This window comes from Borreliella mayonii, assembly GCF_001945665.1.
GTDB lineage: Bacteria > Spirochaetota > Spirochaetia > Borreliales > Borreliaceae > Borreliella > Borreliella mayonii.
In genome coordinates this window covers 1-23,812 of record NZ_CP015790.1, presented here as the reverse complement: position 1 = coordinate 23,812, position 23,812 = coordinate 1, and the positions used below count along the sequence as shown (strand labels likewise).

Sequence of the window (23,812 nt, the reverse complement as noted above, 5' to 3'; positions counted from 1 at the left end):
AGTTTATTATTTTTTAGTTTAAATATTAATTAATATAAATAAGTTTAGAGGTGATTTACCTCTAAACTTGTAAAGTATATTCTATTCTACAGCTCAATTCTTTGCCTTAGTATTATCACCACCAGCTGATTTAACGGCAGTCACAATGGTTTTTAGACCAGCATCAACAGCCTCTTTTACGATACCTGTCAATGCTAGAATAGTCTTGTTAACACCACTCTCAACAGCACTTTTCACCCCATCCTTATGATTGGCATGAGCAGCATTAGTAACAGCAAATTTTCCATCCTTAGCCATACCCCGCAGCACAATAGCAGCAGCAACCTTACTATTCTGATTCATACCACCACCAGCAGCAGTAAAAGCACCATTACCCTGATCTGCCCCAATAGCAGCCGAAATCGGATTAGTAGCAGCAGCAGCCTGCTGACCACCAGCAGCACCACTCTTTCCAGCAGCATCAACAATCTCTTTTAATATCTGCTCACCACTAACTGCATTTATAGCCCCAGCCGCTTTCTGTGCTTGTGCATTATTAGCACCCTGGTTAGCAGCCCCAGAGAATAAATGCCCCGCATCCGCATTATCAGTCCCAGTAGCAGTCCCAGTGTCACTAGCAGCTTTTAACAATTCTTTCTTCTCCTCCTTACTACCAGCAGCCTTACCAGCAGTAGCCTCAGCAGCATCAACAATCGCCTTCATCCCCTTAGCAATCCCCTGAACACTGCTTGCATCAGCTGCACCAGCAGCAGCAGCATCACTCACAACATTTCCAATCGAAGTATCACCACCACTAGCTGCCTTAGCAGCCTCCTTAGCAGCATCAGCAATCGCCTTCAACATTTCGCTAATTTCTTTGATAGCACTATCAACAGCATTACCTGCATCATTTGCAGTGTCATTTCCAGTTTTGCCTGTAGTGCCTTCCCCATTTCCTTTAGGCAAACTAGCAAGGCTGGAAATTGTTGTTTCTAGTTTTGTAGCTATTGAGGTAAAATATTTTTGTACTTCGGATTTTTTTGGATCTGCTTTTAGTCCAAATGCATCTGCAACTAATCCTCCAAAAGAGGTAAACACATCTAAGAATCCATTACCTAATTTTATAATTGACTGGTAAAATTCTTTTTCTGGGTCGTTTGTATTAGAAACTTCTCCAGCATTGCTCTTACAGTTGATAAAAACAATGAAAGCAGTCAATAATATTACACTTGAAATTTTTTTCATATTAGTCTCCTTAATGAAAAGTATAAGTTATCATATTAACTCAAAAATTAAACTTTAACAAGTGTGCATGTAAAATAATAGTAAAACTTTCTCTCATATTCTTTTTAAAAAGAATATGAGAGAAAGTTTTACTATTATTTTACATGCACACTTGTTAAAGTTTAATTGACTCCCACCACCATCGTAATATTAATTTAATAAACTATTTCCATACAAAAGAATGAATCAATAAAGAAAATCCAAATATTTTAAACTTTTTCATTAAATAGTAAACAAAAATAATATACTTTTTATTTAATCATCTTATAAATTAATTAAAAAGATAGATAAATGTTTTATAAATTTAATGATAAAAAAACTAGCTAACTCAATTTAATTAAAAAACAATTAGACATTAATTTATTTCAATTATTATAAAAAATAAAAGGAGACTAATATGAAAAAAATTTCAAGTGTAATATTATTGACTGCTTTCATTGTTTTTATCAACTGTAAGAGCAATGCTGGAGAAGTTTCTAATACAAACGACCCAGAAAAAGAATTTTACCAGTCAATTATAAAATTAGGTAATGGATTCTTAGATGTGTTTACCTCTTTTGGAGGATTAGTTGCAGATGCATTTGGACTAAAAGCAGATCCAAAAAAATCCGAAGTACAAAAATATTTTACCTCAATAGCTACAAAACTAGAAACAACAATTTCCAGCCTTGCTAGTTTGCCTAAAGGAAATGGGGAAGGCACTACAGGCAAAACTGGAAATGACACTGCAAATGATGCAGGTAATGCTGTTGATAGTGCTATCAAAGAAATTAGCGAAATGTTGAAGGCGATTGCTGATGCTGCTAAGGAGGCTGCTAAGGCAGCTAGTGGTGGTGATACTTCGATTGGAAATGTTGTGAGTGATGCTGCTGCTGCTGGTGCAGCTGATGCAAGCAGTGTTCAGGGGATTGCTAAGGGGATGAAGGCGATTGTTGATGCTGCTGAGGCTACTGCTGGTAAGGCTGCTGGTAGTAAGGAGGAGAAGAAAGAATTGTTAAAAGCTGCTAGTGACACTGGGACTGATAATGCGGATGCGGGGCATTTATTCTCTGGGGCTGCTAACCAGGGTGCTAATAATGCACAAGCACAGAAAGCGGCTGGGGCTATAAATGCAGTTAGTGGTGAGCAGATATTAAAAGAGATTGTTGATGCTGCTGAGAAGAGTGGTGCTGCTGGTGGTCAGCAGGCTGCTGCTGCTACTAATCCGATTTCGGCTGCTATTGGGGCAGCTCAGGGTAATGGTGCTTTTACTGCTGCTGGTGGTGGTATGAATCAGAATAGTAAGGTTGCTGCTGCTATTGTGCTGCGGGGTATGGCTAAGGATGGAAAATTTGCTGTTGATGCTGCTCATGCCAATCATAAGGATGGGGTGAAAAGTGCTGTTGAAGGCGATTGCTGATGCTGCTAAGGAGGCTGCTAAGGCAGCTAGTGGTGGTGATACTTCGATTGGGAATGTTGTGAATGCTAATGCTGGTGCTGGTGTAGCTGATGCAAGCAGTGTTAAGGGGATTGCTAAGGGGATGAAGGCGATTGTTGATGCTGCTGAGGCTACTGCTGGTAAGGCTGCTGGTAGTAAGGAGGAGAAGAAAGAATTGTTAAAAGCTGCTAGTGCTACTGGGACTGATAATGCGGATGCGGGGCATTTATTCTCTGGGGCTGCTAACCAGGGTGCTAATAATGCACAAGCACAGAAAGCGGCTGGGGCTATAAATGCAGTTAGTGGTGAGCAGATATTAAAAGAGATTGTTGATGCTGCTGAGAAGAGTGGTGATGGTGCTGGTCAGCAGGCTGCTGCTGCTAATAATCCGATTTCGGCTGCTATTGGGGCAGCTCAGGCTGGTGCTGCTTTTACTGCTGGTAATGGTAATATGAATCAGAATAGTAAGGTTGCTGCTGCTATTGTGCTGCGGGGTATGGCTAAGGATGGAAAATTTGCTGTTGCTGATGCTGCTCATGCCAATCAAAAGGATGGGGTGAAAAGTGCTGTTGAAGGCGATTGCTGATGCTGCTAAGGAAGCTGCTAAGGCAGCTAGTGATGGTGACAATACTTCGATTGGAAATGTTGTGAGGGCTGCTGCTGGTGCTGGTGTAGCTGATGCAAGCAGTGTTAAGGGGATTGCTAAGGGGATGAAGGCGATTGTTGATGCTGCTGAGGCTACTGCTGGTAAGGCTGCTGGTAGTAAGGAGGAGAAGAAAGAATTGTTAAAAGCTGCTAGTGACACTGGGACTGATAATGCGGATGCGGGGCATTTATTCTCTGGGGCTGCTAACCAGGGTGCTGATAATGCACAAGCACAGAAAGCGGCTGGGGCTATAAATGCAGTTAGTGGTGAGCAGATATTAAAAGAGATTGTTGATGCTGCTGAGAAGAGTGGTGATGGTGCTGCTGGTCAGCAGGCTGCTGCGGCTACTAATCCGATTTCGGCTGCTATTGGGGCAGATCAGGGTGATGGTGCTGCTTTTGGTAATGGTGGTAATATGAATCAGAATAGTAAGGTTGCTGCTGCTATTGTGCTGCGGGGTATGGCTAAGAATGGAAAATTTGCTGTTGCTAATGCTGATCATGCCAATCAAAAGGATGGGGTGAAAAGTGCTGTTGAAGGCGATTGCTGATGCTGCTAAGGAGGCTGCTAAGGCAGCTAGTGGTGGTGATACTTCAATTGGGAATGTTGTGAATGCTAATGCTGGTGCTGCTGGTGTAGCTGATGCAAGCAGTGTTCAGGGGATTGCTAAGGGGATGAAGGCGATTGTTGATGCTGCTGAGGCTACTGCTGGTAAGGCTGCTGGTAGTAAGGAGAAGAAAGAATTATTAAAAGCTGCTAGTGACACTGGGACTGCTACTGGGACTGATAATGCGAATGCGGGGCATTTATTCTCTGGGGCTGCTAACCAGGGTGCTAATAATGCACAAGCACAGAAAGCGGCTGGGGCTATAAATGCAGTTAGTGGTGAGCAGATATTAAAAGAGATTGTTGATGCTGCTGGAAAGAATGGTGATGGTGATGGTGCTGCTGCTGCTGCGGCTACTAATCCGATTTCGGCTGCTATTGGGGCAGCTGAGGGTAATGGTGGTGCTTTTGCTGATGGTGGTAATATGAATCAGAATAGTAAGGTTGCTGCTGCTATTGTGCTGCGGGGTATGGCTAAGAATGGAAAATTTGCTGTTACTAATGCTGCTCATGACAATCATAAGGATGGGGTGAAAAGTGCTGTTGAAGGCGATTGCTGATGCTGCTAAGGAAGCTGCTAAGGAAGCTGCTAAGGCAGCTAGTGGTGGTGATACTTCGATTGGAAATGTTGTGAGGGCTGCTGCTGGTGCTGGTGCAGCTGATGCAAGCAGTGTTAAGGGGATTGCTAAGGGGATGAAGGCGATTGTTGATGCTGCTGAGGCTACTGCTGGTAAGGCTGCTGGTAAGGAGAAGAAAGAATTGTTAAAAGCTGCTAGTGACACTGGGATTGGTAATGCGAATGCGGGGCATTTATTCTCTGGGGCTGCTGACCAGGGTGCTGATAATGCACAAGCACAGAAAGCGGCTGGGGCTATAAATGCAGTTAGTGGTGAGCAGATATTAAAAGAGATTGTTGATGCTGCTGGAAAGAGTGGTGCTGGTGCTGGTCAGCAGGCTGCTGCTGCTACTAATCCGATTTCGGCTGCTATTGGGGCAGCTCAGGCTGGTGGTGCTTTTGCTGCTGGTGGTAATATGAATCAGAATAGTAAGGTTGCTGCTGCTATTGTGCTGCGGGGTATGGCTAAGAATGGAAAATTTGCTGTTGCTGATGCTCATCATGCCAATCATAAGGATGGGGTGAAAAGTGCTGTTGAGACGATTACTGAGACTGCTAATAAGGCTGCTAAGGCAGCTAGTGGTGGTGATACTTCGATTGGGAATGTTGTGAATGCTAATGCTGCTGGTGCTGGTGCTGGTGCAGCTGATGCAAGCAGTGTTCAGGGGATTGCTAAGGGGATGAAGGCGATTGTTGATGCTGCTGAGGCTACTGCTGGTAAGGCTGCTGGTAAGGAGAAGAAAGAATTGTTAAAAGCTGCTAGTGATGGGAATGCTACTGGGACTGGTAATGCGGATGCGGGGCATTTATTCTCTGGGGCTGCTGACCAGGGTGCTAGTGATGCACACGCACAGAAAGCGGCTGGGGCTATAAATGCAGTTAGTGGTGAGCAGATATTAAAAGAGATTGTTGATGCTGCTGGAAAGAATGGTGATGGTGCTGCTGGTGCTGGTGCTGCTGCTGATCAGGCTAATAATCCGATTTCGGCTGCTATTGGGGCAGATCAGGGTAATGGTGCTTTTGGTAATGGTGGTATGAATCAGAATAGTAAGGTTGCTGCTGCTATTGTGCTGCGGGGTATGGCTAAGAATGGAAAATTTGCTGTTGCTAATGATGCTCATGCCAATCATAAGGATGGGGTGAAAAGTGCTGTTGAAGGCGATTGCTGATGCTGCTAATAAGGCTGCTAAGGCAGCTAGTGGTGGTGATACTTCGATTGGAAATGTTGTGAATGCTAATGCTGGTGCTGGTGCTGGTGCAGCTGATGCAAGCAGTGTTCAGGGGATTGCTAAGGGGATGAAGGCGATTGTTGATGCTGCTGAGGCTACTGCTGGTAAGGCTGCTGGTAGTAAGGAGGAGAAGAAAGAATTGTTAAAAGCTGCTAGTGCTACTGGGACTGGTAATGAGGATGCGGGGCATTTATTCTCTGGGGCTGCTAACCAGGGTGCTAATAATGCACAAGCACAGAAAGCGGCTGGGGCTATAAATGCAGTTAGTGGTGAGCAGATATTAAAAGAGATTGTTGATGCTGCTGAGAAGAGTGGTGATGGTGCTGGTCAGCAGGCTGCTGCTGCTACTAATCCGATTTCGGCTGCTATTGGGGCAGATCAGGCTGGTGGTGCTTTTGCTGCTGGTAATGGTAATATGAATCAGAATAGTAAGGTTGCTGCTGCTATTGTGCTGCGGGGTATGGCTAAGGATGGAAAATTTGCTGTTGCTGATGCTGATCATGCCAATCAAAAGGATGGGGTGAAAAGTGCTGTTGAGACGATTACTGAGACTGCTAATAAGGCTGCTAAGGCAGCTAGTGGTGGTGATACTTCGATTGGAAATGTTGTGAATGCTAATGCTGGTGCTGGTGCTGGTGCAGCTGATGCAAGCAGTGTTCAGGGGATTGCTAAGGGGATGAAGGCGATTGTTGATGCTGCTGAGGCTACTGCTGGTAAGGCTGCTGGTAGTAAGGAGAAGAAAGAATTGTTAAAAGCTGCTAGTGCTACTGGGACTGGTAATGAGGATGCGGGGCATTTATTCTCTGGAACTAATGGCCAGGGTGCTAGTGATGAGCAAGCACAGAAAGCGGCTGGGGCTATAAATGCAGTTAGTGGTGAGCAGATATTAAAAGAGATTGTTGATGCTGCTGAGAAGAGTGGTGATGGTGCTGGTCAGCAGGCTGCTGCTGCTACTAATCCGATTTCGGCTGCTATTGGGGCAGCTGAGGGTGGTGCTGCTTTTACTGCTGCTGGTGGTAATATGAATCAGAATAGTAAGGTTGCTGCTGCTATTGTGCTGCGGGGTATGGCTAAGGATGGAAAATTTGCTGTTGCTAATGATGATCATGCCAATCATAAGGATGGGGTGAAAAGTGCTGTTGAGACGATTACTGAGACTGCTAATAAGGCTGCTAAGGCAGCTAGTGGTGGTGATACTTCGATTGGGAATGTTGTGAGTGCTGCTGCTGTTGCTGGTGCTGGTGTAGCTGATGCAAGCAGTGTTCAGGGGATTGCTAAGGGGATGAAGGCGATTGTTGATGCTGCTGAGGCTACTGCTGGTAAGGCTGCTGGTAAGGAGAAGAAGAAAGAATTGTTAAAAGCTGCTAGTGCTACTGGGACTGGTAATGCGGATGCGGGGCATTTATTCTCTGGGGCTGCTAACCAGGGTGCTAATAATGAGCAAGCACAGAAAGCGGCTGGGGCTATAAATGCAGTTAGTGGTGAGCAGATATTAAAAGAGATTGTTGATGCTGCTGGAAAGAATGATGATGGTGCTGCTGGTGGTCAGCAGGCTGATCAGGCTAATAATCCGATTTCGGCTGCTTATTGGGGCAGCTCAGGGTGATGGTGCTTTTGCTGATGCTGGTGGTAATATGAATCAGAATAGTAAGGTTGCTGCTGCTATTGTGCTGCGGGGTATGGCTAAGGATGGAAAATTTGCTGTTGATGATGCTCATCATGCCAATCATAAGGATGGGGTGAAAAGTGCTGTTGAAGGCGATTACTGATGCTGCTAATAAGGCTGCTAAGGCAGCTAGTGGTGGTGATACTTCGATTGGGAATGTTGTGAGTGATGCTGCTGCTGGTGCTGCTGCTGGTGCAGCTGATGCAAGCAGTGTTCAGGGGATTGCTAAGGGGATGAAGGCGATTGTTGATGCTGCTGAGGCTACTGCTGGTAAGGCTGCTGGTAGTAAGGAGAAGAAAGAATTGTTAAAAGCTGCTAGTGATGGGAATGCTACTGGGACTGGTAATGAGGATGCGGGGCATTTATTCTCTAGGGCTGCTGACCAGGGTGCTAATAATGCACAAGCACAGAAAGCGGCTGGGGCTATAAATGCAGTTAGTGGTGAGCAGATATTAAAAGAGATTGTTGATGCTGCTGAGAAGAGTGGTGCTGCTGGTGGTCAGCAGGCTGATCAGGCTAATAATCCGATTTCGGCTGCTATTGGGGCAGCTCAGGGTAATGGTGGTGCTTTTACTGCTGCTGGTGGTGGTGGTATGAATCAGAATAGTAAGGTTGCTGCTGCTATTGTGCTGCGGGGTATGGCTAAGAATGGAAAATTTGCTGTTGCTAATGCTGCTCATGCCAATCATAAGGATGGGGTGAAAAGTGCTGTTGAAGGCGATTGCTGATGCTGCTAATAAGGCTGCTAAGGCAGCTAGTGATGGTGATACTTCGATTGGGGAGATTGTGAATGCTGGTGCTGGTGCTGGTGCAGCTGATGCAAGCAGTGTTCAGGGGATTGCTAAGGGGATGAAGGCGATTGTTGATGCTGCTGAGGCTACTGCTGGTAAGGCTGCTGGTAAGGAGAAGAAAGAATTGTTAAAAGCTGCTAGTGCTACTGGGACTGATAATGCGGATGCGGGGCATTTATTCTCTGGGGCTGCTGACCAGGGTGCTGATAATGCACAAGCACAGAAAGCGGCTGGGGCTATAAATGCAGTTAGTGGTGAGCAGATATTAAAAGAGATTGTTGATGCTGCTGAGAAGAGTGGTGATGGTGATGGTGCTGCTGCTGCTGCTGATCAGGCTAATAATCCGATTTCGGCTGCTATTGGGGCAGATCAGGGTGGTGGTGCTTTTGCTGCTGGTGGTGGTGGTAATATGAATCAGAATAGTAAGGTTGCTGCTGCTATTGTGCTGCGGGGTATGGCTAAGAATGGAAAATTTGCTGTTGCTGATGCTGATCATGCCAATCAAAAGGATGGGGTGAAAAGTGCTGTTGAGACGATTACTGAGACTGCTAATAAGGCAGCTAGTGGTGACGATACTTCGATTGGGAATGTTGTGAATGCTAATGCTGCTGCTGCTGGTGTAGCTGATGCAAGCAGTGTTCAGGGGATTGCTAAGGGGATGAAGGCGATTGTTGATGCTGCTGAGGCTAATGCTGGTAAGGCAGCTGGTAGTAAGGAGGAGAAGAAAGAATTGTTAAAAGCTGCTAGTGATGGGAATGCTACTGGGACTGGTAATGCGAATGCGGGGCATTTATTCTCTGGAACTAATGGCCAGGGTGCTAGTAATGAGCAAGCACAGAAAGCGGCTGGGGCTATAAATGCAGTTAGTGGTGAGCAGATATTAAAAGAGATTGTTGATGCTGCTGAGAAGAGTGGTGATGGTGCTGCTGGTGGTCAGCAGGCTGATCAGGCTAATAATCCGATTTCGGCTGCTATTGGGGCAGCTCAGGCTGGTGCTGCTTTTACTGCTGCTGGTAATGGTAATATGAATCAGAATAGTAAGGTTGCTGCTGCTATTGTGCTGCGGGGTATGGCTAAGGATGGAAAATTTGCTGTTACTAATGCTCATCATGACAATCATAAGGATGGGGTGAAAAGTGCTGTTGAGACGATTACTGAGACTGCTAATAAGGCTGCTAAGGCAGCTAGTGGTGGTGATACTTCGATTGGGAATGTTGTGAGTGCTGCTGCTGCTGGTGCAGCTGATGCAAGCAGTGTTCAGGGGATTGCTAAGGGGATGAAGGCGATCGTTGATGCTGCTGAGGCTACTGCTGGTAAGGCTGCTGGTAAGGAGAAGAAGAAAGAATTGTTAAAAGCTGCTAGTGATGGGAATGCTACTGGGACTGGTAATGCGGATGCGGGGCATTTATTCTCTGGGGCTGCTAACCAGGGTGCTAATAATGAGCAAGCACAGAAAGCGGCTGGGGCTATAAATGCAGTTAGTGGTGAGCAGATATTAAAAGAGATTGTTGATGCTGCTGAGAAGAGTGGTGATGGTGCTGCTGGTGCTGGTGCTGCTGCTGCTACTAATCCGATTTCGGCTGCTATTGGGGCAGCTGAGGGTGGTGCTGCTTTTACTGCTGCTGGTGGTAATATGAATCAGAATAGTAAGGTTGCTGCTGCTATTGTGCTGCGGGGTATGGCTAAGGATGGAAAATTTGCTGTTGCTAATGATGATCATGCCAATCATAAGGATGGGGTGAAAAGTGCTGTTGAGACGATTACTGAGACTGCTAATAAGGCTGCTAAGGCAGCTAGTGGTGGTGATACTTCGATTGGGAATGTTGTGAGTGCTGCTGCTGTTGCTGGTGCTGGTGTAGCTGATGCAAGCAGTGTTCAGGGGATTGCTAAGGGGATGAAGGCGATTGTTGATGCTGCTGAGGCTACTGCTGGTAAGGCTGCTGGTAAGGAGAAGAAGAAAGAATTGTTAAAAGCTGCTAGTGCTACTGGGACTGGTAATGCGGATGCGGGGCATTTATTCTCTGGGGCTGCTAACCAGGGTGCTAATAATGAGCAAGCACAGAAAGCGGCTGGGGCTATAAATGCAGTTAGTGGTGAGCAGATATTAAAAGAGATTGTTGATGCTGCTGGAAAGAATGATGATGGTGCTGCTGGTGGTCAGCAGGCTGATCAGGCTAATAATCCGATTTCGGCTGCTATTGGGGCAGCTCAGGGTGATGGTGCTTTTGCTGATGCTGGTGGTAATATGAATCAGAATAGTAAGGTTGCTGCTGCTATTGTGCTGCGGGGTATGGCTAAGGATGGAAAATTTGCTGTTGATGCTGATCATGCCAATCAAAAGGATGGGGTGAAAAGTGCTGTTGAAGGCGATTACTGATGCTGCTAATAAGGCTGCTAAGGCAGCTAGTGGTGGTGATACTTCGATTGGGAATGTTGTGAGTGATGCTGCTGCTGGTGCTGCTGCTGGTGCAGCTGATGCAAGCAGTGTTCAGGGGATTGCTAAGGGGATGAAGGCGATTGTTGATGCTGCTGAGGCTACTGCTGGTAAGGCTGCTGGTAAGGAGAAGAAGAAAGAATTGTTAAAAGCTGCTAGTGATGGGAATGCTACTGGGACTGGTAATGCGGATGCGGGGCATTTATTCTCTAGGGCTGCTGACCAGGGTGCTAATAATGCACAAGCACAGAAAGCGGCTGGGGCTATAAATGCAGTTAGTGGTGAGCAGATATTAAAAGAGATTGTTGATGCTGCTGAGAAGAGTGGTGCTGCTGGTGGTCAGCAGGCTGATCAGGCTAATAATCCGATTTCGGCTGCTATTGGGGCAGCTCAGGGTAATGGTGGTGCTTTTACTGCTGCTGGTGGTGGTGGTATGAATCAGAATAGTAAGGTTGCTGCTGCTATTGTGCTGCGGGGTATGGCTAAGAATGGAAAATTTGCTGTTGCTAATGCTGCTCATGCCAATCATAAGGATGGGGTGAAAAGTGCTGTTGAAGGCGATTGCTGATGCTGCTAATAAGGCTGCTAAGGCAGCTAGTGATGGTGATACTTCGATTGGGGAGATTGTGAATGCTGGTGCTGGTGCTGGTGCAGCTGATGCAAGCAGTGTTCAGGGGATTGCTAAGGGGATGAAGGCGATTGTTGATGCTGCTGAGGCTACTGCTGGTAAGGCTGCTGGTAGTAAGGAGAAGAAAGAATTGTTAAAAGCTGCTAGTGATGGGAATGCTACTGGGACTGGTAATGAGGATGCGGGGCATTTATTCTCTAGGGCTGCTGACCAGGGTGCTGATAATGCACAAGCACAGAAAGCGGCTGGGGCTATAAATGCAGTTAGTGGTGAGCAGATATTAAAAGAGATTGTTGATGCTGCTGAGAAGAGTGGTGATGGTGATGGTGCTGCTGCTGCTGCTGATCAGGCTAATAATCCGATTTCGGCTGCTATTGGGGCAGATCAGGGTGGTGGTGCTTTTGCTGCTGGTGGTGGTGGTAATATGAATCAGAATAGTAAGGTTGCTGCTGCTATTGTGCTGCGGGGTATGGCTAAGAATGGAAAATTTGCTGTTGCTGATGCTGATCATGCCAATCAAAAGGATGGGGTGAAAAGTGCTGTTGAGACGATTACTGAGACTGCTAATAAGGCAGCTAGTGGTGACGATACTTCGATTGGGAATGTTGTGAATGCTAATGCTGCTGCTGCTGGTGTAGCTGATGCAAGCAGTGTTCAGGGGATTGCTAAGGGGATGAAGGCGATTGTTGATGCTGCTGAGGCTAATGCTGGTAAGGCAGCTGGTAGTAAGGAGGAGAAGAAAGAATTGTTAAAAGCTGCTAGTGATGGGAATGCTACTGGGACTGGTAATGCGAATGCGGGGCATTTATTCTCTGGAACTAATGGCCAGGGTGCTAGTAATGAGCAAGCACAGAAAGCGGCTGGGGCTATAAATGCAGTTAGTGGTGAGCAGATATTAAAAGAGATTGTTGATGCTGCTGAGAAGAGTGGTGATGGTGCTGCTGGTGGTCAGCAGGCTGATCAGGCTAATAATCCGATTTCGGCTGCTATTGGGGCAGCTCAGGCTGGTGCTGCTTTTACTGCTGCTGGTAATGGTAATATGAATCAGAATAGTAAGGTTGCTGCTGCTATTGTGCTGCGGGGTATGGCTAAGGATGGAAAATTTGCTGTTACTAATGCTCATCATGACAATCATAAGGATGGGGTGAAAAGTGCTGTTGAGACGATTACTGAGACTGCTAATAAGGCTGCTAAGGCAGCTAGTGGTGGTGATACTTCGATTGGGAATGTTGTGAGTGCTGCTGCTGCTGGTGCAGCTGATGCAAGCAGTGTTCAGGGGATTGCTAAGGGGATGAAGGCGATCGTTGATGCTGCTGAGGCTACTGCTGGTAAGGCTGCTGGTAAGGAGAAGAAGAAAGAATTGTTAAAAGCTGCTAGTGATGGGAATGCTACTGGGACTGGTAATGCGGATGCGGGGCATTTATTCTCTGGGGCTGCTAACCAGGGTGCTAATAATGAGCAAGCACAGAAAGCGGCTGGGGCTATAAATGCAGTTAGTGGTGAGCAGATATTAAAAGAGATTGTTGATGCTGCTGAGAAGAGTGGTGATGGTGCTGCTGGTGGTCAGCAGGCTGATCAGGCTAATAATCCGATTTCGGCTGCTATTGGGGCAGCTCAGGGTGATGGTGCTTTTGCTGATGCTGGTGGTGGTAATATGAATCAGAATAGTAAGGTTGCTGCTGCTATTGTGCTGCGGGGTATGGCTAAGGATGGAAAATTTGCTGTTGATGCTGCTCATGCCAATCAAAAGGATGGGGTGAAAAGTGCTGTTGAAGGCGATTGCTGATGCTGCTGCTGGTGCTGCTGCTGGTGCAGCTGATGCAAGCAGTGTTCAGGGGATTGCTAAGGGGATGAAGGCGATTGTTGATGCTGCTGAGGCTACTGCTGGTAAGGCTGCTGGTAGTAAGGAGAAGAAAGAATTGTTAAAAGCTGCTAGTGATGGGAATGCTACTGGGACTGGTAATGAGGATGCGGGGCATTTATTCTCTAGGGCTGCTGACCAGGGTGCTAATAATGCACAAGCACAGAAAGCGGCTGGGGCTATAAATGCAGTTAGTGGTGAGCAGATATTAAAAGAGATTGTTGATGCTGCTGAGAAGAGTGGTGCTGCTGGTGGTCAGCAGGCTGATCAGGCTAATAATCCGATTTCGGCTGCTATTGGGGCAGCTCAGGCTGGTGCTGCTTTTACTGCTGCTGGTGGTGGTGGTATGAATCAGAATAGTAAGGTTGCTGCTGCTATTGTGCTGCGGGGTATGGCTAAGGATGGAAAATTTGCTGTTGCTAATGCTGCTCATGCCAATCATAAGGATGGGGTGAAAAGTGCTGTTGAGACGATTGCTGATGCTGCTAATAAGGCTGCTAAGGCAGCTAGTGGTGGTGATACTTCGATTGGGAATGTTGTGAGTGATGCTGCTGGTGCTGGTGCTGGTGCAGCTGATGCAAGCAGTGTTCAGGGGATTGCTAAGGGGATGAAGGCGATTGTTGATGCTGCTGAGGCTACTGCTGGTAAGGCTGCTGGTAGTAAGGAGAAGAAAGAATTGTTAAAAGCTGCTAGTGATGGGAATGCTACTGGGACTGGTAATGAGGATGCGGGGCATTTATTCTCTGGGGCTGCTAACCAGGGTGCTAGTGATGCACAAGCACAGAAAGCGGCTGGGGCTATAAATGCAGTTAGTGGTGAGCAGATATTAAAAGAGATTGTTGATGCTGCTGAGAAGAGTGGTGCTGGTGCTGCTGGTGCTGGTGCTGCTGCTGCTACTAATCCGATTTCGGCTGCTATTGGGGCAGCTCAGGGTGGTGCTGCTTTTGCTGCTGGTAATGGTGGTATGAATCAGAATAGTAAGGTTGCTGCTGCTATTGTGCTGCGGGGTATGGCTAAGGATGGAAAATTTGCTGTTACTAATGCTGCTCATGACAATCAAAAGGATGGGGTGAAAAGTGCTGTTGAAGGCGATTGCTGATGCTGCTAATAAGGCTGCTAAGGCAGCTAGTGATGGTGATACTTCGATTGGGGAGATTGTGAATGCTGGTGCTGGTGCTGGTGCAGCTGATGCAAGCAGTGTTCAGGGGATTGCTAAGGGGATGAAGGCGATTGTTGATGCTGCTGAGGCTACTGCTGGTAAGGCTGCTGGTAAGGAGAAGAAGAAAGAATTGTTAAAAGCTGCTAGTGATGGGAATGCTACTGGGACTGGTAATGCGGATGCGGGGCATTTATTCTCTGGGGCTGCTAACCAGGGTGCTAATAATGAGCAAGCACAGAAAGCGGCTGGGGCTATAAATGCAGTTAGTGGTGAGCAGATATTAAAAGAGATTGTTGATGCTGCTGAGAAGAGTGGTGATGGTGCTGCTGGTGGTCAGCAGGCTGATCAGGCTAATAATCCGATTTCGGCTGCTATTGGGGCAGCTCAGGGTGATGGTGCTTTTGCTGATGCTGGTGGTGGTAATATGAATCAGAATAGTAAGGTTGCTGCTGCTATTGTGCTGCGGGGTATGGCTAAGGATGGAAAATTTGCTGTTGATGCTGCTCATGCCAATCAAAAGGATGGGGTGAAAAGTGCTGTTGAAGGCGATTACTGATGCTGCTAATAAGGCTGCTAAGGCAGCTAGTGGTGGTGATACTTCGATTGGGAATGTTGTGAGTGATGCTGCTGCTGGTGCTGCTGCTGGTGCAGCTGATGCAAGCAGTGTTCAGGGGATTGCTAAGGGGATGAAGGCGATTGTTGATGCTGCTGAGGCTACTGCTGGTAAGGCTGCTGGTAGTAAGGAGAAGAAAGAATTGTTAAAAGCTGCTAGTGATGGGAATGCTACTGGGACTGGTAATGAGGATGCGGGGCATTTATTCTCTAGGGCTGCTGACCAGGGTGCTGATAATGCACAAGCACAGAAAGCGGCTGGGGCTATAAATGCAGTTAGTGGTGAGCAGATATTAAAAGAGATTGTTGATGCTGCTGAGAAGAGTGGTGATGGTGATGGTGCTGCTGCTGCTGCTGATCAGGCTAATAATCCGATTTCGGCTGCTATTGGGGCAGATCAGGGTGGTGGTGCTTTTGCTGCTGGTGGTGGTGGTAATATGAATCAGAATAGTAAGGTTGCTGCTGCTATTGTGCTGCGGGGTATGGCTAAGAATGGAAAATTTGCTGTTGCTGATGCTGATCATGCCAATCAAAAGGATGGGGTGAAAAGTGCTGTTGAGACGATTACTGAGACTGCTAATAAGGCAGCTAGTGGTGACGATACTTCGATTGGGAATGTTGTGAATGCTAATGCTGCTGCTGCTGGTGTAGCTGATGCAAGCAGTGTTCAGGGGATTGCTAAGGGGATGAAGGCGATTGTTGATGCTGCTGAGGCTAATGCTGGTAAGGCAGCTGGTAGTAAGGAGGAGAAGAAAGAATTGTTAAAAGCTGCTAGTGATGGGAATGCTACTGGGACTGGTAATGCGAATGCGGGGCATTTATTCTCTGGAACTAATGGCCAGGGTGCTAGTGATGCACAAGCACAGAAAGCGGCTGGGGCTATAAATGCAGTTAGTGGTGAGCAGATATTAAAAGAGATTGTTGATGCTGCTGAGAAGAGTGGTGCTGGTGCTGCTGGTGCTGGTGCTGCTGCTGCTACTAATCCGATTTCGGCTGCTATTGGGGCAGCTCAGGGTGGTGCTGCTTTTGCTGCTGGTAATGGTGGTATGAATCAGAATAGTAAGGTTGCTGCTGCTATTGTGCTGCGGGGTATGGCTAAGGATGGAAAATTTGCTGTTACTAATGCTGCTCATGACAATCAAAAGGATGGGGTGAAAAGTGCTGTTGAAGGCGATTGCTGATGCTGCTAATAAGGCTGCTAAGGCAGCTAGTGATGGTGATACTTCGATTGGGGAGATTGTGAATGCTGGTGCTGGTGCTGGTGCAGCTGATGCAAGCAGTGTTCAGGGGATTGCTAAGGGGATGAAGGCGATTGTTGATGCTGCTGAGGCTACTGCTGGTAAGGCTGCTGGTAGTAAGGAGAAGAAAGAATTGTTAAAAGCTGCTAGTGATGGGAATGCTACTGGGACTGGTAATGCGGATGCGGGGCATTTATTCTCTGGGGCTGCTGACCAGGGTGCTAATAATGCACAAGCACAGAAAGCGACTGGGGCTATAAATGCAGTTAGTGGTGAGCAGATATTAAAAGAGATTGTTGATGCTGCTGAGAAGAGTGGTGCTGCTGGTGGTCAGCAGGCTGATCAGGCTAATAATCCGATTTCGGCTGCTATTGGGGCAGCTCAGGCTGGTGCTGCTTTTACTGCTGGTGGTGGTGGTAATATGAATCAGAATAGTAAGGTTGCTGCTGCTATTGTGCTGCGGGGTATGGCTAAGAATGGAAAATTTGCTGTTGCTACTCTTTTAGATTTAGAAAAAACCATTCATTAAATTAATTTTAGTTTGTTTTTAAATTAATTTTGATATAATATCTATATTAGATATTCACAAATTAAGGAGAAGTAAAGTGGAAAAAGCAAAAAAATTTAAAAACAAAGTTCAACATAAGTTAATAGTTCTTATCTCAACACTAGACTATATAAACAACAAATATAAACAATACACTCAAAGCAACATATTATACTACTTTAATGAAAATTTAAAAAGAAACGGTCAAGAACCTATTAAAATAAAAACATTACAAAACTATCTTTACAAATTAGAAAAAGAATTTGAAGTAACCACCAATTATTATAAACACTTAGGAGTTAATTGTGGAACAGAAATTTACTATAAACTTAAATATCAAAAACAAAAATGCTATCATAAAATAAACAAATATTTTAAAGAAAAGAAAGAAATTAGATTTAACTTAAGAATAAATACATTCTTTAAAAAAGAATTTTCAAAAAAAGGGAGTGTAGAATTAAAGGAATGTAATAATAATATTAATAATAAAGAGAAAGAAACAATTAAAAGAATTGAAAACTTACAAATAAAAAACTATGCAAAAAAATGTAAATTCATAACAAAATCATTTTCAAAGATTTTAGATTTCGATATAAAAAAGAATATGAAAATCGAAATAATGAAGGAACTAAAAAAAATAGAATATTTTTTTTCAAAAAAATTTAAAAAAGACAATAAAAAAAAGAAAACCATAAAAATAAAGAGAAAAGAACTAAGAACAATACTAGAAAAAACCAAAAGGACTTTAGAAAAAGAAGGATTAAATAAAAAAGAATTAAATATACATTTTAAAAATGTATATTTAAAATACAAAAATAAACCTCACTTTATATTAGATCAAAATAGATATGACGATTTAAAACAAATAATAAATAAAACAAAAAGAAGTATAGATAAACCAAATACAAAAGCAACACAAGAAAATATTAAAAACAATATACTTAACATATTATTTGAACAATTAAAAATAAAATCTGAAATTGAAAATGAAGTTTTAATAAAAATAATAAAAAACTATTTAAATCAAATAGAGCAACCAAAATATTCTGACTCGTTTAACAATAAATACTATTATGATCTACTAAAATTAATTAAGAATAAAAACAAATCTTATATTAATAGAAAATTAATCATTTAAGGATAGATTATGGAAAACCTTATGAAAAAACTTAAAGAAAAAAAGACACAAATAAAAATAGAGAATAAAAACATTTTTGTTAAAATTGAAAAAAGAGATAATAAAAACATATACCACACTAAAATATTTTTAGACTTTTATGCATTTGGAAATAAGAAAAATAAAAATTACAGATTCTTCATTTCATTTAGGAATTTACTTGACAGAAAAAAAACAGAAACATTTAGCCTTTTTTCTTTAAAAGATGAAGACAAATTTTTAGGAATTAGCTATGGATGCAGAAAACCAATAAAGAATGTGTTAAGAATATACGAGGAAAATAATAAATTAAAAACAGCTACATTTTCGAAAATACACTATATACAATTTAAATTCAAAACAGGAAGTATATTTTGCTATGTTGTGGGAATTTCCTATTTATTAAGAAAAGACAAAACTAAAAAAAAATACTATAAATCTCTAATCAAAATACTTCTAACTTTAGAAAAGGAAATATATCAATTTTATGACAAAAAATTATCAAATGGAGGCCTTATAACCAAATGGATAGAAAAAGAACAAAAATAATAACAATTACTAGTATAAAGGGAGGCGTTGGAAAAAGTACAAGCGCTATAATTTTTGCTACTCTTTTGTCAAAAGAATATAAGGTGCTATTAATAGACATAGACACACAAGCATCAACTACCAGTTATTTTTATGAAAAAATAAAAGAAAATAATATAGATTTAAAAAAAACAAATATTTGTGAAGTTTTAAAGGATAATTTAGACATTAATAATTGTATTATTAATATAGAAAAAAATTTAAACTTAATTCCTAGCTATTTAACATTGCATAGTTTAAACGGAGATTTTTATTGTCTAAATAAACACAAAGCTATCGATTTAAAACTAAAAATAGAAATAAAAAGATTGAAAATTAATTATGATTATATCTTAATTGATACAAACCCTAGTCTGGATTTAACATTAAGATGCGCTTTAAATGCTACGCATTATATAGTAATACCAATGACAGCTGAAAAGTGGACATTTGAAAGTTATGAACTTTTAGAGTTTTTTATCAAAAATTTAGAAAAATTAGTGCCAATTTTCTTTATTATAACTAGATTTAAAAAAAACAATACGCACAAAGAATTATTAAAAATAATGCAAAAAAAGAACAACTTTTTAGGCATTGTATGTGAAAGAGAAGGGTTGAATAAAAAAATTGCAACTAACAGTGAATTTGATCTAAAATCAAATTATATATTGGAATATAGCTGTATATTAAAAAATTTAATATCTCATATAAAAATTTATTCAGAAAAAATAGAAATTTCTAAAATAAATTGTCCAGCGCTGGATAATTTATAAAGAAAAATTTAAATTAAAGGAGGAAATTTTATGAGTAAAAAAAGTGCCAATGAAATAGCTATTAATCCAAGAAATTTAAATAATGAGAAAAATTCTATTATTGATGCCAATAATAATCATTTATTTAATGATAGAGAAAGATTTGAATTTTTGAAAAATAAGTTAAAAGACAATGTAAAAGAGGATATTTATAATAAAATAGAGGCCATGTATATTTTGATGGAAATCAAAAATAAGGCTTATTATAAGCTTGATGGATATAAAAGTTTTGAGAAATTTATAAAAGATTATAAATTGGCTAGATCTCAAGCATATACTTATTTGAGAATAGGTGGGGCAATTCAAGAGGGTGCTATAAAGCAAGAATATTTAGTTGAAAATGGTTTTAGACAAGCGATTTTATTTTTGACTAATTCTAAAAATGCAATGGAAAAAAAGTTAAATCAGAATTCAAGTAGAGTTTTAAGGTTTCAATTTAAGAATCAAGAAAGTTACCTTTTTTATAAAAAAAACCATAGGTTTACAGAGTTTTTTTTGGATAAGGTTTTCTCAGATAGAAAAAATTGGATTGAGCAAGTTATGAAAGAATTCAAAGAAAAAATTTATTAATTTATTGTATGATTATTGATTTTATTTTTAAATTGGTGTACCCTTAAAGTCAAGGCTAAGTTTTCCATTTAAAATTTGCCTTAATTTGTGACCGCCATTGTGAGCTATTAGAGCTTAATTATGCTTTCACATAAAGTAATAAAAGCATAATTAAGCTCTAATTTTTATAATTTAAAAGATATTAATAATTTTTATTCGACTTAATGTACTGTTAATTATACTTTTTATATATCGCTTTTTATTTAATAATTCATTGAAAGAAATTTGAAATTAAAACACATTGATATATTAATTTAATTAATATATCAATGAGGAGAATATTTTGAAAAAGAATAATTTAATTATAATAATCTGTTTTTTAGGTCTTTCGTCATGTAACTCTGAAAATTTAGTATTAGAAAATAAAGATTTTGAATTCAATCAAAGAGAAAAGATAATTGGAGGAAATTTAAAGCTAAAAGAAAATGGCTCCAAAAGCAAGGTGACTCAAGACGATTTGATAATTGAAATAACTAAAATTGCCAAATTTGTTAAAGCTCAGACAATCTTGGATAGAGCAAAAATCGAGCCCTTAGATCAATTTGGAATGAAAGATTCTCTATTTAATAATCTTATATTAAGCTCCAATCGAGAGAAATATTCGCATAGTGAAAACAATGATATACGAAGAAAGTTTTATTCATCTTTAAATTATAATGAGGAATTAATAAGAGCGTTTGGAAAAATTCTTAATAAAATATCAAGCCTTGCTGATAATCAAAATTTAGATTCTCTCATAGTTAGGGCTGGACAATATTATTCTCAATATGAGTTAGAATTTTCGGCTGAAAAAATAAACAACCAAATGGATAAATTAATAAGCTTAAATAAAGAAGAATTGAGCATTATTTTAAGCAAGCTTAAAGAATTGTTGATCTTTAAGAAGAGATGGATTGACATTGTAACTCAAATTATTAACTATTGTAGAAATGACACCGATTTAAATAGCATTAAAGATTCTTTAGAAGAAACGACAGGATTTATTGAATACATCAAGTTAATGTATGAATATTTTCTTAAATATGAAATACTTAGGACCGAAACTTTATCTTCTGAAATAACAAAAATTTTAAATAAGTAATAAGGAATTTATTTGTTTTTGTAGATATAGAGAATTTATCAAGGAAAAATTTTTTCCTTGATAAATTAGTACAGTTTAAACTTAAAAATTGTACGTAATTTTTTATTTTAAAAGCCCTTAATTTTTCTTCTAATTTTATATTTAATTCTATATATTGAAAGTATAACTTAGCAAGTCTAATTATCATTAATTTTTGGAATAATTTTATTTTCTAAAAATTAAATATAGATAAATTTATTTATTGAATTATCTTTAATTACAAGGTGGTAAAGGGTTGTGAAAATTTATTTTTATTATTTCTTTTTTAATTTTAATTTTTTATATTCTAATTCTTTTGAAACTTTAAATGTGGAATATGATAATATTTTAGAAAATTATTATTCTGGTGATATTGATAGTAGGCTCTTTTAAAAAATCGGGTTGATTATATAAATTTTATATAGATAAATTTAAAGCCTTAGATAAAAAATGGAATCATTTAAGGATACTAGAAAAAATTATCTTGCCAATATTGTTAATTTTCAAATTGTATCTTTGTCACAAAGCTTAAATGTTAAAAATTTTTCTGATAGTTATTCTATATTTTTCAGTGCCAAAAATGATCTTTTAGATTTTATTCCTTCTAAATTCTTTAAAGATTGTAAAAATTAGTTAGAAGTGATTCATATAGGGTATTAGGGGATTTGAATTTATCTATTTTAAGATATACAGGAGGTATAAAATTAGTTAAAGTCTCAAATGAATCTAAAAATGCACTAATTAGATCTTTAGAAATTGATAATGAGAATATATTTGTCAATATTTATTTAGCAATGTGGTATTTATATTTTCCAAGAATTGCAGGAGGCAGTTCGGAGAAGGCAATAAAATTTTTACAAAAGGCTCTAAAATATAGTAAAAGAAATTTAGAAAAATACTTAACAGATATATGGTTAAGTCAGGGATATTTTCTACTTAATAAAAGAGAAAATGAATATAAAAAGTATTTAAATGAGGCTGAAAATATATTCCCTAATGGATTTTTCCATAAAATAGTTATCGAAAAAGTAATTTAGGTGAGTTCCCTTAATTGCATTCTTTATAAAAAAGGAAGAACTTTGTAAAATTAACAAAAAGTGTCTTGATATTTTTTTTATTTCATTTAATTTATTTATTTTTAATAACGATATAGAAAAGTTTATAAAACCCCTATACGAATTATTAGTATGGCATGGGTTTTTTAAAAAACAATTTTAGCTTTAAAAATTCAAGAAAATCATTGCTATTATTTTTTATTTCTTTTTAGTTTATAAATATATTTTTGCATAGTTCTTAATGTAGAGATAGCTTGACCATTTCTTTTTAGATTTTCATTAAAGTAGTATAATATTTCGTTTTGGGGTATTGTTTATCTTTTTTGTTTAAATAGTCTATTCTTGAGGCAAGAACTATTAACTTATGTTGAACTTTATTGTGGCAATTTATGGTTTTTTATTTGGTAAATTAATAATCATTTAGAGGTCCTTTATTGTATTTAGATAGGCAACTACTAATATAAATGAATTTGCTTTGAAAGTTTTAGACTGCAATTTTTAAAATTATATTTATCAATACATATAGATTTAAATTTTGATTTGGTATAAACTATAATTGCTATTTATTAGGCCTATGAGGCGCTATAATGCACTTACAATATATCTAGATTTTTTCTTTTAATTTGGTTTATAATTCAAAAATAGATTAGTCCATAATCTCTCAGCTATGTGTGAAAATTGCAAGACAAGATAAGAAACTTTTAGTAGAATTACTAAAAGTTTCTTATCTTGCTAGGATTGATTTATATAATCGATTTATTCTAATAATTTCCTTTATAAATAGTAAACCTATTGCTATTTATAGTAGTTCATAATTTTTGTGTAACATATTTTTAAAGGATAATTGACTGTGTAGTAAAGTTTGAATATATTTTTTCCACGTTAAATTTATTAGTTATAATTTTTGGTGTGTTTTCTAAAGTATCGAGATTTTTTTCTAGTAAATCTATTTTAATATTTTCAATAGTATTGCAATATTTATGTATGTTAGAATTAAACACGCGGTATATAAAGCTCATACTGTAGTACCCAATATTTGAATTTAGTTCAGTGTCGCATAGTGTGTAAACAAGAATTATTAAGTGAGAAGATAGCTTATTTTTGCAATTCATTTGTATTGTTTTTTCAAAAATTTTTCCAAGTTAGTATTCCTAGTAATTTTTATTATTTCTCAGATAAAAATATATATCTTTACAATTTATATTTCTAAATTTGCTTAATTTGCAAAGAAATAATTTTTTACAATTAAGTAGTAGTAGTGTTTTCTTTTAAAAATTGTTCTAATTCTTTGTAGAATAATTTGTAGTATTCTTGTAGGTTTAAACAAACTTTTTCTAGGGTGTAATTAAGTTTATAATAAATTATAGATTGATTGTCATTAAAATAGAATTTGACTATGACGTTTATTCCTTTTTCTAGTTGGTTTAAGTATTTTTCCATTGTTGATATATCGCTGGGATTTAGGTTTCGGTTTTTGAAATTTTCGTTATAAAATTTGAGTAGAGTTTTTTAGAATAATTTTCTAATATTAAATTGATTTCAAATATTGTTATGGTAAGAGTAAGTAATCTGCATGCATGATCCATTACTTTTTAGTTTTGTTCTTTTAGATGTTTATTCATAATATAAGTATATAAAGAGTTTTTTTGAAAATAAAGAATAAATTGATAAATTAGTAGCAAATTTTAAAAATTATATGGTTTAGGATTTTAAAGTTAAAGTTAAAGTTTTTAAGTTAAAATGAGCAATTTAAAGGTTAAAGTTATGAGTCAAAATACTTTATACTAATAAAAAATTATAT

General features: G+C 39.4%; 12 protein-coding genes and 19 pseudogenes. 27 read left to right on the top strand and 4 right to left on the bottom strand.

The window, feature by feature from the left end:
• Nucleotides 1–93: 93 nt before the first annotated feature.
• Entirely contained in the window at nt 94–1,224 is a 1,131-nt protein-coding gene (locus Bmayo_RS05705; RefSeq protein ID WP_076342439.1) for a variable large family protein, read from the bottom strand.
• 436 nt (nt 1,225–1,660) lie between these two features.
• Here Bmayo_RS05705 and Bmayo_RS05700 point away from each other — a divergent pair.
• From Bmayo_RS05700 to Bmayo_RS07145, 26 genes and pseudogenes are all read left to right on the top strand, one after another.
• Nucleotides 1,661–2,650: pseudogene (locus Bmayo_RS05700) on the top strand (variable large family protein); the annotation flags it as partial.
• Nucleotides 2,646–3,254: pseudogene (locus Bmayo_RS05695) on the top strand (variable large family protein); the annotation flags it as partial. The pseudogenes Bmayo_RS05700 and Bmayo_RS05695, both read left to right, overlap by 5 nt.
• Nucleotides 3,244–3,864: pseudogene (locus Bmayo_RS05690) on the top strand (variable large family protein); the annotation flags it as partial. The pseudogenes Bmayo_RS05695 and Bmayo_RS05690, both read left to right, overlap by 11 nt.
• Nucleotides 3,860–4,480 (top strand): annotated as a pseudogene (locus tag Bmayo_RS05685) (variable large family protein); the annotation flags it as partial. The pseudogenes Bmayo_RS05690 and Bmayo_RS05685, both read left to right, overlap by 5 nt.
• Nucleotides 4,470–5,705: pseudogene (locus Bmayo_RS07595) on the top strand (variable large family protein); the annotation flags it as partial. The pseudogenes Bmayo_RS05685 and Bmayo_RS07595, both read left to right, overlap by 11 nt.
• Nucleotides 5,701–6,861: pseudogene (locus Bmayo_RS07675) on the top strand (variable large family protein); the annotation flags it as partial. The pseudogenes Bmayo_RS07595 and Bmayo_RS07675, both read left to right, overlap by 5 nt.
• Before the next feature lie 42 nt (nt 6,862–6,903).
• A pseudogene (locus Bmayo_RS07670) lies at nt 6,904–7,534 on the top strand (variable large family protein); the annotation flags it as partial.
• Nucleotides 7,530–8,159, top strand: a pseudogene (locus tag Bmayo_RS05670) (variable large family protein); the annotation flags it as partial. The pseudogenes Bmayo_RS07670 and Bmayo_RS05670, both read left to right, overlap by 5 nt.
• Nucleotides 8,155–8,709 (top strand): annotated as a pseudogene (locus Bmayo_RS07195) (variable large family protein); the annotation flags it as partial. The pseudogenes Bmayo_RS05670 and Bmayo_RS07195, both read left to right, overlap by 5 nt.
• Nucleotides 8,689–9,366: pseudogene (locus tag Bmayo_RS07190) on the top strand (variable large family protein); the annotation flags it as partial. The pseudogenes Bmayo_RS07195 and Bmayo_RS07190, both read left to right, overlap by 21 nt.
• A pseudogene (locus tag Bmayo_RS07665) lies at nt 9,364–10,599 on the top strand (variable large family protein); the annotation flags it as partial. The pseudogenes Bmayo_RS07190 and Bmayo_RS07665, both read left to right, overlap by 3 nt.
• Nucleotides 10,595–11,224 (top strand): annotated as a pseudogene (locus tag Bmayo_RS05660) (variable large family protein); the annotation flags it as partial. The pseudogenes Bmayo_RS07665 and Bmayo_RS05660, both read left to right, overlap by 5 nt.
• Nucleotides 11,220–12,449 (top strand): annotated as a pseudogene (locus Bmayo_RS07660) (variable large family protein); the annotation flags it as partial. The pseudogenes Bmayo_RS05660 and Bmayo_RS07660, both read left to right, overlap by 5 nt.
• 12 nt (nt 12,450–12,461) lie before the next feature.
• Nucleotides 12,462–13,070 (top strand): annotated as a pseudogene (locus Bmayo_RS07655) (variable large family protein); the annotation flags it as partial.
• Nucleotides 13,060–14,244 (top strand): annotated as a pseudogene (locus Bmayo_RS06705) (variable large family protein); the annotation flags it as partial. The pseudogenes Bmayo_RS07655 and Bmayo_RS06705, both read left to right, overlap by 11 nt.
• Nucleotides 14,240–14,860: pseudogene (locus Bmayo_RS05645) on the top strand (variable large family protein); the annotation flags it as partial. The pseudogenes Bmayo_RS06705 and Bmayo_RS05645, both read left to right, overlap by 5 nt.
• A pseudogene (locus Bmayo_RS07570) lies at nt 14,850–16,097 on the top strand (variable large family protein); the annotation flags it as partial. The pseudogenes Bmayo_RS05645 and Bmayo_RS07570, both read left to right, overlap by 11 nt.
• A pseudogene (locus Bmayo_RS05635) lies at nt 16,093–16,659 on the top strand (variable large family protein); the annotation flags it as partial. The pseudogenes Bmayo_RS07570 and Bmayo_RS05635, both read left to right, overlap by 5 nt.
• 112 nt (nt 16,660–16,771) lie before the next feature.
• Entirely contained in the window at nt 16,772–17,851 is a 1,080-nt protein-coding gene (locus Bmayo_RS05630; protein WP_075552691.1) for a plasmid maintenance protein, read from the top strand.
• A 9-nt stretch (nt 17,852–17,860) separates the two neighbouring features.
• On the top strand, nt 17,861–18,418 hold the full coding sequence (locus tag Bmayo_RS05625) for a DUF226 domain-containing protein (protein WP_075552690.1): 558 nt from the start codon (nt 17,861–17,863) through the stop codon (nt 18,416–18,418).
• Nucleotides 18,394–19,209 (top strand): ParA family protein, encoded by an 816-nt coding sequence (locus tag Bmayo_RS05620; RefSeq protein ID WP_075552689.1) that lies wholly within the window; start codon nt 18,394–18,396, stop codon nt 19,207–19,209. The genes Bmayo_RS05625 and Bmayo_RS05620 overlap by 25 nt, the downstream gene beginning before the upstream one ends.
• A 30-nt stretch (nt 19,210–19,239) precedes the next feature.
• On the top strand, nt 19,240–19,818 hold the full coding sequence (locus Bmayo_RS05615) for a chromosome replication/partitioning protein (protein ID WP_075552688.1): 579 nt from the start codon (nt 19,240–19,242) through the stop codon (nt 19,816–19,818).
• A 322-nt stretch (nt 19,819–20,140) separates the two neighbouring features.
• Nucleotides 20,141–20,938 (top strand): complement regulator-acquiring protein, encoded by a 798-nt coding sequence (locus Bmayo_RS05610; RefSeq protein ID WP_075552687.1) that lies wholly within the window; start codon nt 20,141–20,143, stop codon nt 20,936–20,938.
• A 276-nt stretch (nt 20,939–21,214) separates the two neighbouring features.
• A complete protein-coding gene (locus tag Bmayo_RS07445; RefSeq protein WP_256381233.1) occupies nt 21,215–21,349 on the top strand; it encodes a hypothetical protein in 135 nt (44 codons plus the stop codon).
• 57 nt (nt 21,350–21,406) lie between these two features.
• A complete protein-coding gene (locus Bmayo_RS07150) occupies nt 21,407–21,589 on the top strand; it encodes a hypothetical protein (protein WP_235633185.1) in 183 nt (60 codons plus the stop codon).
• A 32-nt stretch (nt 21,590–21,621) separates the two neighbouring features.
• A complete protein-coding gene (locus Bmayo_RS07145) occupies nt 21,622–21,993 on the top strand; it encodes a hypothetical protein (protein WP_235633184.1) in 372 nt (123 codons plus the stop codon).
• 221 nt (nt 21,994–22,214) lie between these two features.
• On the opposite strand, the pseudogene Bmayo_RS05600 reads toward Bmayo_RS07145, so the two are convergent.
• Nucleotides 22,215–22,402 (bottom strand): annotated as a pseudogene (locus Bmayo_RS05600) (plasmid maintenance protein); the annotation flags it as partial.
• Nucleotides 22,403–22,682: 280 nt separating this feature from the next.
• Between Bmayo_RS05600 and Bmayo_RS06965 the strand changes: the two are divergent.
• A complete protein-coding gene (locus Bmayo_RS06965; RefSeq protein WP_162493367.1) occupies nt 22,683–22,826 on the top strand; it encodes a hypothetical protein in 144 nt (47 codons plus the stop codon).
• An 18-nt stretch (nt 22,827–22,844) separates the two neighbouring features.
• Here Bmayo_RS06965 and Bmayo_RS05595 read toward each other — a convergent pair whose 3' ends face one another.
• Nucleotides 22,845–23,123, bottom strand: a complete 279-nt coding sequence (locus Bmayo_RS05595; protein WP_235633183.1) for a hypothetical protein — start codon at nt 23,121–23,123, stop codon at nt 22,845–22,847.
• A 133-nt stretch (nt 23,124–23,256) separates the two neighbouring features.
• A complete protein-coding gene (locus tag Bmayo_RS07140) occupies nt 23,257–23,451 on the bottom strand; it encodes a hypothetical protein (RefSeq protein WP_235633182.1) in 195 nt (64 codons plus the stop codon).
• Nucleotides 23,452–23,812 lie beyond the last annotated feature (361 nt).